The organism is Parasphingorhabdus sp. NYA22 (genome assembly GCF_976973735.1).
The window spans coordinates 3249006-3262196 of sequence record NZ_OZ333477.1 but is presented as its reverse complement, the minus strand read 5'-3'; the positions used below and the strand labels follow the sequence as shown (position 1 = coordinate 3262196).

Sequence of the window (13191 nt, the reverse complement as noted above, 5' to 3'; positions counted from 1 at the left end):
TGGTACTTTGTATCGCGCTGATTAACTGATTGCACCGTTTCCTGTCGATGCTGTTTGGTTCGACATCGCCCAGTTCTGCAGCGAAGTTTTCAAATTGTCGAACATTACCGGTTTGGCAATATGACCCTGCATGCCAGCTTGCAGGCAACGTGCGATATCTTCGGGATATGCATTTGCCGTTATTGCCAATATCGGTAACTGTTCCTTCGGATAGCCCTTCTTCCGGATAGATTCCGTCGCTTCATAGCCGTCCATAACCGGCATTTGAACATCCATAAGCACTAGATCAAAAGGCGTATTTCCTTCTGCGGCCGCTTCCACCTTTGCAATGGCGTCCTCACCGTTGACCGCCAGCACCGGCTGATAACCGAGCTTCTTGATCATCTCGGCTATCAGGATCTGATTGATGTCATGGTCTTCGGCGATCAAAATCTTGCCGTTATCGGCTTGAGCTAAAGGTGTCTCGATCGGATTATTTATAGAGGGCATTGGTTGTGTTCCTGTTGTTTTTCCGGTGCTGGCGGAGGGGGCTAATACTATTCCCGCCGGGAACTGGATGGAGAAAGTGGTGCCTTCCCCTTCGATACTCTCGACTTCGATCGTTCCGCCCATGAGCGAGGCCAGCTGTTTGCTGATTGTTAATCCCAGGCCGCTTCCTCCGAACATCGTCGACGTTTGCGGATACGCTTGTTCAAACGGAGAAAATATGGCCTCAAGACGATTGGATGGGATGCCGATTCCGGTATCCTTGACCATCACCTGCATTTGGATCGTCTCGGCACCGGTCAGGCTGGCGCTGGCCGAAACCGTGACCGCACCGTTGCTGGTGAATTTGATGGCGTTGCCCAGAAGATTTAATACGATCTGACGCAAATGATTTGCGTCTGCCATCACCATTGCGGGTACATTATCCATAACTTCGAGCTTGAGATCGAGCCGCTTTTGATCGGCGATCGGGGCCATCAGATACACACAACTCTGCAGCACATGCTGCGTGGACATGGGGGCAATGTTGCAATTCTCCTGACCAGCCTCGACCTTGGAAATATCAAGAATATCGTTGAGCAGCCGCATCATGGCTTTGCCGGAATCCAATATCATCTTGGCGTGGCTGTCCTGCTCCGGAGGGAGATCGGCGTCGAGCAGCAACTGGGTGAACCCCAATACTCCGTTCATCGGCGTCCGTATTTCGTGACTCATATTGGCAAGAAAGCGCGTTTTGGCATCTGCCGCCTCTTCGGCGCCTACTCTGGCGGCAACCAGATTTTGTTCCATTTGCTTGCGTTCGGTTATGTCTCTGATGCTCCCGACAATGCCGAGAAAGCTTCCATTCTTTCCAGCCAATCTGGAAAAGCTCAACTCGACGGCGAGGATAGAACCATCTTCATGAGAGATGGAGCCTTCAAATCGAGCGCGCTGGATCGCGCCGGATTGGACGGGCCCAAGCTGTGTTTTAAGAGCCTCAAAATCGTCGACAGCAAATATCTCGCCCATATCCCGTCCCAAACTGTCTTCGATCGAGCGGCCCGTCAGCTTCTGCCAGGCGGGGTTCAGAAACAACCACTGCAGATCGCTATTTGTCCGAAAGAGAACCTCGGTCATATTTTCCAGCATGGAGTTGGAGACTTCGCGGTGGACGCTAAGGGAACGCCGGATCGACGCCTTCTCGGTCAGCATTGCCGCTGTGGGCATCCCCACTGCAAAACAGCTCAGCAGAAAAAATTGCAGGATGAACAATTTCGCGGTCAACGTTAGGTCTACGGAATAAAATGGACCAGTCTCGAAGGCCGCGCAAATAACCACGACGATAGCAATCAATACGATGGAAACCGAGGTGCCGGGTGTCCCCAGTCTAAAGGCATTGAGCAGCACCAAAGGCGCGACCAGGAAGAAGACCGGAAAGCTGAGAAGCTAGAAAATTGTAGCTGCGGCAACCAAGGTAAATGCCTGAATTGCCAGCCACTCCCAGCGGTTGGCATTAAACAGCAACACGCTTCGCCGACCACCTGGCTTGTCTGCGGGCTTGATCGCATCTATCGCCACCATGACCGCCGGCCCGAGCAAAATCATACCAAGGCCGTTGGTCGCGGTCCACTGAAGCCACGACATTAAAAATAATTGCAGGGTGCCAGCAGAGAATAGCAATCCGGCTAGCAGCCCGGATGCCAGCGGAGCCACAAGCCCGCCAACCAGACAGAATTTGCCCAGGTCCCAAATCCTCTGCATGTCCGGTTTGGCTGCGCCGAGCCGTTGCATGAGGAACCAGATCAGGATCATCTCGAACTGGTTGATGGCGGCCAATGCTGTCCCACGGATCGCCGTATCTCCTGTCAGGAGATTTGCGGCAATATTCGCGATAAACGCGCCAGCGAGATAATAAGGTACATGCCTTTTGGCTGACCGCAGAATGACGGCTACCAGAAAGGCATTGGCCAGCCAGACGACCGCAATTCTGCTTTCGTCTTGTGTGAGACTGACGCCACCCCAGGCAAGCAATCCGAAAATTGCCGACACCAGAAGAATGGTCGACACAGAAGGGAAGCGCCTCTGCCGGGCTATGCGGGCTGTCATAGGCAGCCGAAGATAATTAGTTTGTCCATCTTAGCGTAAACGGAGCAAAGTCTGATTAACTAAGAAAAAACTGGCTCATCGGCTGAATTTTCGCTTCGGTTACCTTTCAAGTCCGGTTCCAAAACCGGGCGCTGGCTAAAAAAACATGCCTGACTACCCGATCAGATTGGGCATTCGCATCAGTGACAAATCGTCCCGGTCATTTCGATCCGCTGCATGCTTTCGCCACATCATGGCGTAAATCGAAGTTTCAAGGGCTGTCCCAACTTGCGAATTGCCTGTTGCCCACGAAGCCGACTTCTTCAACGCCGGCTCGTTTGATCATCGCCACGAGTTGATCAAATCGTTCGTACCGGGCCCGGGCATCGCTTTCGAAATGTAGTTGCGGCTTTGCCGGATCCTTCGCCATTATTTCCAGCCGACCGCGCAAACGGTCGCTGTCCATCGGTATGCCGTTCCAGATCGCCGTGCCAGCCGCATTCAGGAACAGTTTGTTGACTATAGGAGCGCTGGTTCCCGGAGCTCCGCTTGGCAGATCGACTGCGACTTTGTGGGTGACAGCGGGGATCGACAGCATCATCATCACCAAAAGAACCAGCAACACATCTATCAGCGGCGTGATGTTGAGTTCCGCAAATGGCTTGTCCACAGTGACGGTGGCGGCTTTTTGACGAAGAAAGTGCTTCCTGCTGCGCATTTTTTCTCTCCTGATTTATGATACGATATAACATCTAGCATAACATCGGGCGGATTACAAAAAGCCGCTTGCCTTATTGACGGAATGGGCCAAAACTGCGGCTTATGTCGGAAGAACTGGAAGCCATGGGAACCGCCATCGAAGGCGGCTTGATAGCCAAGGCGGTGGAAGATGAAAACACCGGCGCATCGGGGGGCAAGGGCGGAACATGCCTTAATTGCACTGCGGTCGTAACCGGTCGTTATTGCGGCAATTGCGGCCAGGCGCTGCATGTCCACCGCTCGATCGGCGCTTTCTGGCATGATATCTTGCATGGCGTTTTGCATTTCGAGGGCAAATTCTGGCGCACTTTGCCCTTGCTGGTCTGGAAGCCGGGTGATCTGACCCGGCGCTATATTCATGGGGAGCGAGCCAAATTTATCTCGCCAATGGCGCTGTTCCTGTTTTCCGTTTTCATGATGTTTGCGGTCTTTTCCTTTCTGGGAGATCCCTTTACCAGTGCTGATGTCAGCATCGCGGACGATGAAGTCAGCGCGGGGGTGGTTGTTCAGGCCGGGCAGATGGATGGCCAGATAAAGGCGAAAGCCGCGCAACTCTCGCAAGCAACGGGGGACGATAAGGTCCGGCTGGAACAGGAAATTCTGGACCTGAAAAAGAGCCGTAACTTGATGTCGACCTTCACCGATGAGAAAACGCCTTATCCGGATGTCAATCTGAGCGATGGCGATCCCGTCGGCAATTTCACCGAAGGGGATCTGGATCAAATTGAAACTGGTCTGGAAGATATCAAGAAAGGCACCGCGCTCACCGAGGGCAGTAGTGTCAGCACCGGATCGTCCGCGGCGGACAAATGGATCCGCGACGGGTTCAAAAAGATCAAGGGCAACCCCGATCTGCTGATCTACAAGCTCAAAGCCAATGGCTATAAATTTGCCTGGTTGCTTATTCCAATCTCGCTGCCGTTCGTCTGGCTGGCAACTGTCGGCAGGCGCGGTTATCATTTTTATGATCATGCGGTTTTTGCCACCTATTCGATCAGCTTCATGTCTCTCCTGTTTATCACCTGCGCGATACTGATGGCGGTCGGGGTGCCGGAATCAATATGGCTGATGCTAGCGATATTCTACCCGCCATTTCACATGTATAGGCAATTGCGGCACGCCTATGGTCTCACCCGGGTAGAGGCTTTTTTCCGGTTGATCGCGTTGCTCATCTTCACTGTCATCAGCCTGTCTCTATTCTTCGCTATTTTGCTCGCACTAGGCATTTTGGGATAAAATCATGACCATGAATATCGATCGCCGCCAGTTAATGGCTCTGGGAACCTTTGGGCTTGGAGCGCTGAGCGTGCCGGCTTCGGCGTCGCTGATGGGCGCAAAGGGATTTACCCATGGGGTTGCCAGCGGTGAACCTGCGCCGGACTCGGTGCTGTTGTGGACCCGCTATGTCGGCAGTGGTGATGCCAAGCTGTCCGTCGAGATATCGGGTAATGCGGATTTCACCGATGCCAAAACGGTCGGGGAAGTGCAGGCAAAAGCCGAGCGGGATTTTACTGCCAAAATCACGGTGCAAGGCCTCAACCCCAACCAATGGTATTTCTTTCGCTTCATCGGACCTAACGGCACGAAATCCGTGGTCGGCCGGACCCGGACTTTGCCGCAGGGCCCGGTGCAAAAGTTCAATATCGGTGTTGTCGGATGTTCCAACATGCCCTTCGGTTATTTTAATGCTTATGCCCACGCCGCGCAAAATCGCGATCTTGATCTGATCATTCATACTGGCGATTATCTCTACGAATATCCGATCGGAACCTATCCGTCGAAAGAAGAAACAGTGGCCGGTCGGGTGATTGATCCCGCCCATGAAATGGTCCAGCTTGCCGATTACCGCTTGCGCTATGCCGCCTACCGCAGCGATCCCGACCTGCAACGCATCCATCAGGTATTGCCGATGATCCCGTCGTGGGACGATCATGAATTTGCCAATGATGCCTATAAGGACGGTGCGCAAAATCATGATGCAAGCGAAGGTGACTGGGAGGTACGCAAGCGCGTTGCTGAGCGCGTCTATCGGGAGTGGATGCCGGTTCGGGATATGAAGTTCGGCAACCCGCGCTGGCGGGAATATCAGATCGGTGATCTGGCGACCCTGTTCTTTACCGAAAGCCGGATTGGCGGCCGTGACAAGCCGGTAGATCTGGCGGAATCGATCGAGGGGAAGCAAGATGTCGCAGCGGCGCTCACGGCGTTTCGCGATGATGTCTGGCAGGACCCAACGCGTTCGATGCTGGGCTCCGTTCAGGAGCAATGGTTCGGCGATGCGCTGCAGAAATCCAAAGCTTCTGGAACCAAGTGGCAGGTCTGGTCACAGCAGTGCGTGATGGGCGAGCTGGTGCTGCCACAGGACGCGAAAAACTGGGTGCCCGAAGATGCTCCTCCTATAGCGCAGGCACGTGTAGCGGTGGGTGCATTGGCAGCAAAAATCGGACTGCCGATCAATTTTGACAGCTGGGACGGCTATCCTCAGGCTCGCGCCCGCTCGCTGGCTGCCGCGCAACAGGCTGATGCAGATTTGATCGTCCTGTCGGGTGACAGTCACAATGCCTGGGCGTTCGACCTCGAGACCCAGGATGGCGCCGCCGGCGTGGAATTCGCTGGCCATAGCGTCAGCTCGCCGGGCTTTGAAGCCTATACCAAAGGCGTCAATCCCGATCTGGTCGCCAAGGCCGTCGTCGGGGCCAACAAACAACTGCAATGGGCAGACACCGAGCATCGCGGCTATATGACCGTGGCGCTTACCCCTCAAAAAGCGACTTCGACCTGGCATTTCCTGGATACGATCCGGGCGAAGTCCATTGTAATGACTGGCAGCAAGAGCCAGACGGTTTTCCGAGGGGTGAATCGGCTTCAAGCGTAATCGACTGGTGCTTATAGGCACTGCCGATGGAGAGCGGGGCCGATTGCTATCAGCACTCCACGGCAGGTGTTGTGCACAAATTGCGGAAACCACCTGCTAGCCCTCGACATTGATGATAAAATTACGCAAAGCAGGGGCCCTTTAACATTTAACGCAAGAAACGATCCATAATGTCCGAAGAGTTTTACCGCATTAAGCGCCTGCCACCCTATGTGATTGCTGAAGTCAATAACATGCGGGCAGCGGCGCGAGCGGCCGGCGAAGACATTATCGATCTCGGTATGGGCAATCCCGATCTGCCACCGCCGCAGCATGTCATCGACAAGCTGTGCGAAGTGGCGCAGAAACCCGATGCGCACGGCTATTCCGCATCCAAAGGAATTCCCGGTCTGCGTAAGGCACAAGCCAATTATTATGGCCGCCGCTTTGGCGTGGATCTAGATCCCGAAACGGAGGTGGTCGTAACACTCGGGTCGAAGGAAGGCCTGGCCAGTCTGGCGACGGCGATTACAGCGCCAGGCGATTGCATCCTTGCGCCCAATCCGAGCTACCCTATCCATACGTTCGGCTTCATCATTGCCGGAGCGACCATCCGCAGCGTGCCGACAACGCCCGATGAACATTATTGGGAATCGCTGGAACGGGCGATGGCCTTTACCGTGCCGCGCCCGACGCTTCTCGTGGTCAACTATCCGTCTAACCCGACCGCCGAAGTCGTCGATCTCGCCTTCTACGAGCGGCTGGTAGCCTGGGCGAAGGAAAACAAGGTCTGGCTATTGTCCGATCTCGCTTATTCCGAACTCTATTACGACGGCAATCCGACGCCTTCGATTTTGCAAGTGCCGGGCGCGAAAGATGTCGCGGTAGAATTTACCTCGCTCAGCAAGACTTATTCCATGGCCGGCTGGCGGGTCGGTTTCGCGGTCGGCAACAAGACGCTGATCGGAGCCCTGACCCGGGTGAAGAGCTATATTGATTACGGCGGCTTTACCCCGATCCAGGCAGCTGCCTGTGCGGCGCTCAATGGTCCGCAGGATCAGGTCGCCAAGAACCGTGAACTCTATCACAAACGGCGCGATGTGCTGGTGGAAAGCTTTGGTCGGGCAGGCTGGGAAATCCCGCCACCGGCCGCATCGATGTTCGCCTGGGCTCCCTTGCCGCCGCAGCTCGCGCATATGGGCAGTCTCGAATTTTCCAAGCAGTTGCTGACCCAAGCCGGTGTCGCGGTCGCGCCCGGTGTTGGCTATGGCGAGGACGGCGAGGGCTTTGTCCGGATTGCGATGGTCGAGAATGAGCAACGCATTCGTCAGGCGGCGCGCAACGTGAAGAAATATCTCCAGAAAATGGGTGTGAATACGCCGGGACAGAGCGAAGCGATTTGATCGATCTCTATTTTGCTCCGACACCGAACGGGTGGAAAATCTCGGTCATGCTCGAGGAGAGCGGGCTCGACTATGATATCAAATGGGTGAACATCGGGGCAGGGCAGCAGTTCGAGCCGGATTTTCTCGCTATAAGCCCGAACAACCGGATCCCAGCGATTGTCGACCATGATCCTGCCGATGGCGGGGAACCTGTCTCCGTCTTCGAAACCGGTGCGATCCTGCTCTACCTTGCAGACAAAGCGGAGCAATTTTTGCCGCATGACCTGCGCGGACAGATTGCCGCGACCGAATGGCTGATGTGGCAGATGGGCGGGCTGGGTCCGATGATGGGGCAGCACGGCCATTTCAAACTCTATTCACCGGAACGGATCGAATATGCCACCGAACGCTATCGCAGGGAAGTGTTACGGCTGTTCGGGGTAATGGATCGGCGGCTGGCGGATCATGACTATCTTGCCGGTGAAGATTACAGCATCGCCGATATGTCCTGCTTTCCCTGGGTGCAGACCTACAAACGTCAGGAAATCGATCTCGACGAGTTCCCCCATGTGAAGCGCTGGTACGAGACGCTGAAGCAGCGCGAAGGATTGCGGCGCGGGATGGCCGTCGGTCGCGACAAGATCAATCGCAACCCGCAGGATGATGCGCAGACACGCAAGACATTGTTCGGGCTGAAGGAATAGTGCACCTGCGCAGGCGGGTGCCCATCTCCTGGAATTGCGTCGGCATCCGGTGTTAGCCAAGGAATTTGATCTTGCGTGCAGCGCCGAACATGACCGATGCTTGTTAGTGATGATTCAGGAGATGGACTCCCGGCCTTCGCCGGGGCACAGGAAGGATTAATACATGCCACTAACAGTAGAATTCTATTTCGACCTCTCCTCCCCATGGACGTGTCTCGCATTCCACAATATTCAGCCAATCATCAAGGACAATGGCGCCGCAATCATCTGGAAACCGTTTCTTGTCGGCGGCGTGTTCAACGCGGTCAATCAGGATGTCTATGCGGCGCGGGAAAATCCGGATAATCGCAAATTCGTCCACAGTTTTCGCGTGCTCAAGGACTGGGCAAAACTGGCCGGGCTACCGATGAATTTTCCGAGCGAACATCATCCGGTAAAGTCGGTGCATGCGATGCGGGTCTGTTGTGCGCTGGAGGATGATCAGGCGGCATTGCACAAGTTCGCTACCGCTGCGTTCGACGCCTATTATGGGGAGCAGCGTAATCTGGACAACCCGGAAGTGTTGATAGCGATTGCCAATGAGGTCGGCCTGGACGGTGCCGCGCTGGCTGCGCGGACGCAGGAGCAGGAGATCAAGGACCGACTACGCGCCAATACCGAAGAGGCCATTGCCCGCGGTGCTTATGGGTCCCCCAGCATTTTCGTACCTTTTGGAGAGGGCGAAAGAATGTATTTCGGCAATGACCAGTTGCCGCTGGTTAACTGGGCGATTAAACAAGGTTCATAACTGCCCTTCGAATCGAGAAAACCGGAGCCTCGCCATGTCAGAACGCGTTACTATCACCGTCAAAGATCATATCGCCGACGTCCGGTTCAACCGGCCGGAGAAGATGAACGCGCTCGATGCGGAGCAGATTGATGCAATCGTCGAAGCCGGCGAAAAGCTGGCAGCGATGGAGGGCATTCGTGCCATCGTTCTTTCCGGTGAAGGCAAGGCTTTCTGCGCCGGCCTTGACATGGGTAGCTTTGCGGCGTCGGCCGCTGCTGCCTCTGAGCCAGGCAAGGATGGCGACAAGTCACCACTCGCCAACACCCTGACCGAGCGAACCTTTGGCAACGCCAATAAATATCAGCATATTGTGTTGCTTTGGCGGAAGCTGAAAGCGCCAGTTATTGCCGCCATCCACGGTCCGTGCATTGGCGGCGGTCTGCAATTTGCCAGCGCCGCCGACATTCGTGTGGTCGCGCCGGATGCGAAAATGTCGATCATGGAAATGCGCTGGGGTCTGATTCCGGATATGGGAAGCTACACCACCTGGCGCAGCTTTGTTCGCGACGATATCTTGCGGGAACTCACCTATACCAACCGCATTTTTACCGGCGAAGAAGGCAAGGATCTGGGCTTTGTTACCCATTTGTCCGACGATCCGCACGCGAAAGCCATGGAAATCGCCGACGAGATCGCAAGCAAACATCCGCAAGCGGTGCAGATCGCCAAAGACCTGATCAACAAGCTGCCCGATATGAACGAAGACGAAATACTGATGATGGAATCGGTCGGTCAGGACAAGGTCAGCCGCACACCCAATCAAGTGGAAGCGGTCATGGCGTTCATGCAGAAACGGAAAGCTAATTTCACGGACTAATTCGCTGCTTTCGGATTAGCGCCGTTCGTCCTGAGCTTGCCGAAGGACCTTCCAATGCTTCCAAAGATTTTGCCCGAACGGCAAGGCTGACGCGAAGTCAGCAAGTGGTTCGCATCTTCTCGAGCTCATCAACCACTGCCTGACGCAGCGGCTTGCCTTCGCCATCGGTGCGGCAGACGATGATGGAATCGCAGGTGGCGATACAGTGACCGTTCTGGAACATGGCCTGCGCGATCACATAGCTTGATATGCCGATCCTGCTGACGCCGGAGCTGACTTCGACGTCATCGGGATAATGGCCTTCGCGGAGATAGTTGATCGTCACCGCGGCGACCATACTCCGCTCGTTCCTGGGGCGGTCGCCCCAAGGCCTTAGCGCACGGTTCAGCCGAACCCTCGCATTCTCGAACATTGCCGCAAAGGCGACATTGTTGAGATGCCGGTTGGGATCAATATCCTGAAAGCGTGTCTGCATGACGACGGATACGGGATAATTTTCGGCAAGCAATTGCCATGGTTCAGGGCGGGCCATATTGCTTCAGCTCATCTTCGCGACAAGGTCTTTTTGCAGCGTCTTGCAGGCAAAGATATAGAGGCCGCCCGCGATGAAGAATATACCGACGATGTATATCATCGACCAGCGCAGCCCTTCCGCGCTTGCCGTCAAGCAGGCCCCGGCCTTGGCTGCACCGAGGGTTGCTATCAGGTCTTCTGGCCTGCCTTTGCAGATCTGGCCGGTCAGTTCTGCGGCGAACTGCGAACTGGAAAGATTGGCGTTCATCAGCATGTCGCTGGCAATGCCCATTACCAGTGGACCGCAGCCATAGCCGATGAGGTTGACGATGAACAGAAACAGGGCAACGGCGGTTGCCCGCGACTGCGGGCTCGCAACGCCTTGGCAGATTGTATATTGCGCACCAAGATATCCATAGTGAAGGACGGCAGCGAACAGCAACGCCGTCAAGGCGAAGGGGACGCTATCTGTGGTGAAACCGAGCCAGTAAAGCGGCACGCAAATGATCAGCATGACGCCCGGTAACCAGGCCACCACATTGGGATGGCGACCGCTCATCTTCTCGGTCAGATATCCCGTAAAGAAAGCGCCGACAGATGCGGCCAGCCCCAGCGGGACGGCAATCTGCAGCGTCACTTCCGAGATCGACATTTCGTGCACACGCTGGAAAAAGGCGACCTGAAAATTGCTGACACCATAGCCGACAAAGGCGACCAAAGCGGCTGCGATCATGTTGATCCAGAAGCTGCGCTTGGCCGACAATTCCCTGACCGTTTCGCCGATACCCATTTTCTTCGGTTTGGTTGCGGTCGGCGGGTCAGCATAGCCGCGCGGAGGCTCCTCGACGGTGAAGAGGAAAATTACGCCGAAAATCACGCCCGGTACACCCAAGGCCAAAAACGCCTCGCGCCAGGAAAACAATTCGGTGATCGGCCCGCCGAAGGCATTGGCCAGGACGCCGCCCAATGTGATGCCCATGGTATAGATGGCGATTGCCCTGGCGCGGCTGCGAGGCGGGAAATAGTCGGAAATGATCGAATTGGCCGCGGGTGTTAGGCCCGCTTCCCCGATGCCGACGCCGATGCGGAAAACCAGCAGTGCGATGAAGCTGCCAGCTATCCCGCACAATGCGGTCATGAGTGACCACAGGATGACACTGGCGGCGATGATTTTAACACGGTTCATGCGCTCGGCAAGCCGGGCGATCGGTATGCCCATTACCGTATACATCAGGGCAAAGCCGAAGCCGGACAGCAAGCCAAATTGCCAGTCCTGCAGCTTGAATTCTTCGATGATCGGCTGGGCGACGACGCCGATCAATATGCGATCGATGAAGTTCAATGTGTAGAGAAGCATCAACGAGATTATCACATAGTTCCGATACCCATCGGATCGATATGCCAGTCCGGTATTCGTCAGCGGCCCTGCCTGTGTCGCGGTCATGCTCTCTCCATCGTTTTCTTTGATTGATGGCCTGAACCTGTGGTCAAGTCCAGCATACTTTGTGTTTCAAGCTATGCTCCGTGATCCAGAAATTTTCTCTGGAGCCAAGCTGTTGGCTCAGCTTTCAATAATATTTCAAAATTATCCAAGTATCTGTTAATGGTCATACAGAAAACCATGGAGCTAATTGAAAAATTAGGGGGCCTCAATGGCAATAGGGTGGTCAATTTCGACCATATTTGAACAAGACTGGTCACGTTGTTATTCGTGTTTGGGAACTTGCGGGTTTCCCCAATGCCGATTCGATTGGTTTTCTTCGAGATGACGGCTGGCAATATTGACAAGTTGAATGACGGGCAGCGCGATTGTTTGCGGCTTGTGCTTGCGCATCTCAATTCCAAGGAAATTGCGCGCGAACTCGGCGTGTCTCCGCACACTGTGGATCAGAGATTGCGCACGGCCATGCGCATTTTGAATGCACAGTCGCGTTTTGAGGCGGCACGAAAATTTGCCGCTGAAGATCAGCAACAAGCGTATCAACCATTGATATATCAACCGTCGACGGTTGAGCCGGTCCGGGAAAACAGGGAACAGGAACCGTCATCCGGGAGAACCAGAAACAAAAGAACTGGTAAAACGGATGATGGTGCGAATGCGGATAGCGGCAGTGCTATCATGGCTTTGGAGCAATCCGAAATCCGGCATCGGCCGCTTCCCGTTCCACGCTTTCGTGGCGAGAAAAACAGTCTTGCTACGGTCGAGCGGTTGGTGTGGATATTGGCCATTGCGATTGGGTCCGCTTTATCTTTCGGCGGACTTGTAGCAGGACTGGAAGCGCTTTCCCGGCTAAAAGGATAAGCGACACCCCCTCCGGCCAACGCATTCGCCCGTTGACGATATTACACGAATGCACGTGTGATGTTGCAGCCTTAGGAAAGGAACGATGATGCTAAAGCAACGACGAGACGCAGCCGAGAATGTGGCGAAAAGACTGTTTGCGGCGGAACAGGCCATTGATGATGCAATATATAAAGTGTCTGATTTGGCGGGATATATGCCGATTGCACGGACGAACGCCAAACTCTCGGCCGTTGTCGGCCAGGATGCGATTGTTCAGGCAGCGGAGACATTATCTGCATTGGTTGCGGCCAGAGGACATCTGGTCGCAACCCACAACCGGCTGGCAGAAGTGCGCGATCAAATTGGATTGCGGGAAATGGCTATGGGAAGCACTGGTGCAAAGCCATCGGAACTTGCCCAGAAGCAGGATGAGACCATAGTCAATATGGCCGACCATGCGGCTTAGGTACCCTCGAGCTTGATTGTCACGATCACG

The 13191-nt window shown here is 54.9% G+C and carries 12 protein-coding genes and 1 pseudogene; 8 read left to right on the top strand and 5 right to left on the bottom strand.

The annotated features are described in order from the left end of the window. Positions 1 to 21: 21 nt before the first annotated feature. The 3 genes and pseudogenes from ACWFTY_RS15545 to ACWFTY_RS15535 form a co-directional block, all read right to left on the bottom strand. Positions 22 to 891, bottom strand: a complete 870-nt coding sequence (locus ACWFTY_RS15545; RefSeq protein ID WP_447526915.1) for an ATP-binding protein — start codon at positions 889 to 891, stop codon at positions 22 to 24. 147 nt (positions 892 to 1038) lie between these two features. Then, a pseudogene (locus ACWFTY_RS15540) lies at positions 1039 to 2514 on the bottom strand (MASE1 domain-containing protein); the annotation flags it as partial. Positions 2515 to 2821: 307 nt separating this feature from the next. Further along, positions 2822 to 3268, bottom strand: a complete 447-nt coding sequence (locus ACWFTY_RS15535) for an ExbD/TolR family protein (protein ID WP_447525084.1) — start codon at positions 3266 to 3268, stop codon at positions 2822 to 2824. A gap of 104 nt (positions 3269 to 3372) precedes the next feature. Here ACWFTY_RS15535 and ACWFTY_RS15530 point away from each other — a divergent pair, with 104 nt between their 5' ends. The 6 genes from ACWFTY_RS15530 (at position 3373) to ACWFTY_RS15505 (ending at position 9898) form a co-directional block, all read left to right on the top strand. Next, positions 3373 to 4545 (top strand): DUF3667 domain-containing protein, encoded by a 1173-nt coding sequence (locus tag ACWFTY_RS15530; RefSeq protein ID WP_447525083.1) that lies wholly within the window; start codon positions 3373 to 3375, stop codon positions 4543 to 4545. A 4-nt stretch (positions 4546 to 4549) separates the two neighbouring features. Then, positions 4550 to 6184 (top strand): alkaline phosphatase D family protein, encoded by a 1635-nt coding sequence (locus ACWFTY_RS15525; RefSeq protein ID WP_447525082.1) that lies wholly within the window; start codon positions 4550 to 4552, stop codon positions 6182 to 6184. Positions 6185 to 6354: 170 nt separating this feature from the next. After that, on the top strand, positions 6355 to 7566 hold the full coding sequence (locus ACWFTY_RS15520) for an LL-diaminopimelate aminotransferase (RefSeq protein WP_447525081.1): 1212 nt from the start codon (positions 6355 to 6357) through the stop codon (positions 7564 to 7566). Beyond that, on the top strand, positions 7563 to 8252 hold the full coding sequence (locus ACWFTY_RS15515; RefSeq protein ID WP_447525080.1) for a glutathione binding-like protein: 690 nt from the start codon (positions 7563 to 7565) through the stop codon (positions 8250 to 8252). Before ACWFTY_RS15520 ends, ACWFTY_RS15515 begins: the two co-directional genes overlap by 4 nt. A 163-nt stretch (positions 8253 to 8415) precedes the next feature. Continuing rightward, positions 8416 to 9039, top strand: a complete 624-nt coding sequence (locus ACWFTY_RS15510) for a DsbA family protein (protein ID WP_447525079.1) — start codon at positions 8416 to 8418, stop codon at positions 9037 to 9039. 34 nt (positions 9040 to 9073) lie between these two features. Next, positions 9074 to 9898, top strand: a complete 825-nt coding sequence (locus ACWFTY_RS15505) for a crotonase/enoyl-CoA hydratase family protein (protein WP_447525078.1) — start codon at positions 9074 to 9076, stop codon at positions 9896 to 9898. A gap of 97 nt (positions 9899 to 9995) precedes the next feature. On the opposite strand, the gene ACWFTY_RS15500 is transcribed toward ACWFTY_RS15505, so the two are convergent. Both ACWFTY_RS15500 and ACWFTY_RS15495 read right to left on the bottom strand, forming a co-directional pair. After that, positions 9996 to 10430 carry an acyl-CoA thioesterase gene (locus ACWFTY_RS15500; RefSeq protein ID WP_447525077.1) on the bottom strand — a complete coding sequence of 145 codons (435 nt, stop codon included), beginning with the start codon at positions 10428 to 10430 and terminating at the stop codon, positions 9996 to 9998. A gap of 6 nt (positions 10431 to 10436) precedes the next feature. Next, positions 10437 to 11855: a spinster family MFS transporter gene (locus ACWFTY_RS15495; protein ID WP_447525076.1), complete on the bottom strand. Its 1419-nt coding sequence runs from the start codon at positions 11853 to 11855 to the stop codon at positions 10437 to 10439. A 294-nt stretch (positions 11856 to 12149) separates the two neighbouring features. Between ACWFTY_RS15495 and ACWFTY_RS15490 the strand changes: the two genes are divergently transcribed. Together ACWFTY_RS15490 and ACWFTY_RS15485 are read left to right on the top strand one after the other, a co-directional pair. After that, positions 12150 to 12713, top strand: a complete 564-nt coding sequence (locus tag ACWFTY_RS15490) for a helix-turn-helix domain-containing protein (RefSeq protein WP_447525075.1) — start codon at positions 12150 to 12152, stop codon at positions 12711 to 12713. Between the two features lie 85 nt (positions 12714 to 12798). Further along, on the top strand, positions 12799 to 13161 hold the full coding sequence (locus ACWFTY_RS15485; protein ID WP_447525074.1) for a hypothetical protein: 363 nt from the start codon (positions 12799 to 12801) through the stop codon (positions 13159 to 13161). Positions 13162 to 13191: the final 30 nt, after the last annotated feature.

Bases quoted from the DNA above. Each gene is read 5' to 3' on its own strand.
- ACWFTY_RS15545 (WP_447526915.1), bottom strand. From the start codon at position 891: ATGGCAGACGCAAATCATTTGCGTCAGATCGTATTAAATCTTCTGGGC.
- ACWFTY_RS15535 (WP_447525084.1), bottom strand. From the start codon at position 3,268: ATGCGCAGCAGGAAGCACTTTCTTCGTCAAAAAGCCGCCACCGTCACT.
- ACWFTY_RS15530 (WP_447525083.1), top strand. From the start codon at position 3,373: ATGTCGGAAGAACTGGAAGCCATGGGAACCGCCATCGAAGGCGGCTTG.
- ACWFTY_RS15525 (WP_447525082.1), top strand. From the start codon at position 4,550: ATGACCATGAATATCGATCGCCGCCAGTTAATGGCTCTGGGAACCTTT.
- ACWFTY_RS15520 (WP_447525081.1), top strand. From the start codon at position 6,355: ATGTCCGAAGAGTTTTACCGCATTAAGCGCCTGCCACCCTATGTGATT.
- ACWFTY_RS15510 (WP_447525079.1), top strand. From the start codon at position 8,416: ATGCCACTAACAGTAGAATTCTATTTCGACCTCTCCTCCCCATGGACG.
- ACWFTY_RS15505 (WP_447525078.1), top strand. From the start codon at position 9,074: ATGTCAGAACGCGTTACTATCACCGTCAAAGATCATATCGCCGACGTC.
- ACWFTY_RS15500 (WP_447525077.1), bottom strand. From the start codon at position 10,430: ATGGCCCGCCCTGAACCATGGCAATTGCTTGCCGAAAATTATCCCGTA.
- ACWFTY_RS15495 (WP_447525076.1), bottom strand. From the start codon at position 11,855: ATGACCGCGACACAGGCAGGGCCGCTGACGAATACCGGACTGGCATAT.
- ACWFTY_RS15490 (WP_447525075.1), top strand. From the start codon at position 12,150: ATGCCGATTCGATTGGTTTTCTTCGAGATGACGGCTGGCAATATTGAC.
- ACWFTY_RS15485 (WP_447525074.1), top strand. From the start codon at position 12,799: ATGATGCTAAAGCAACGACGAGACGCAGCCGAGAATGTGGCGAAAAGA.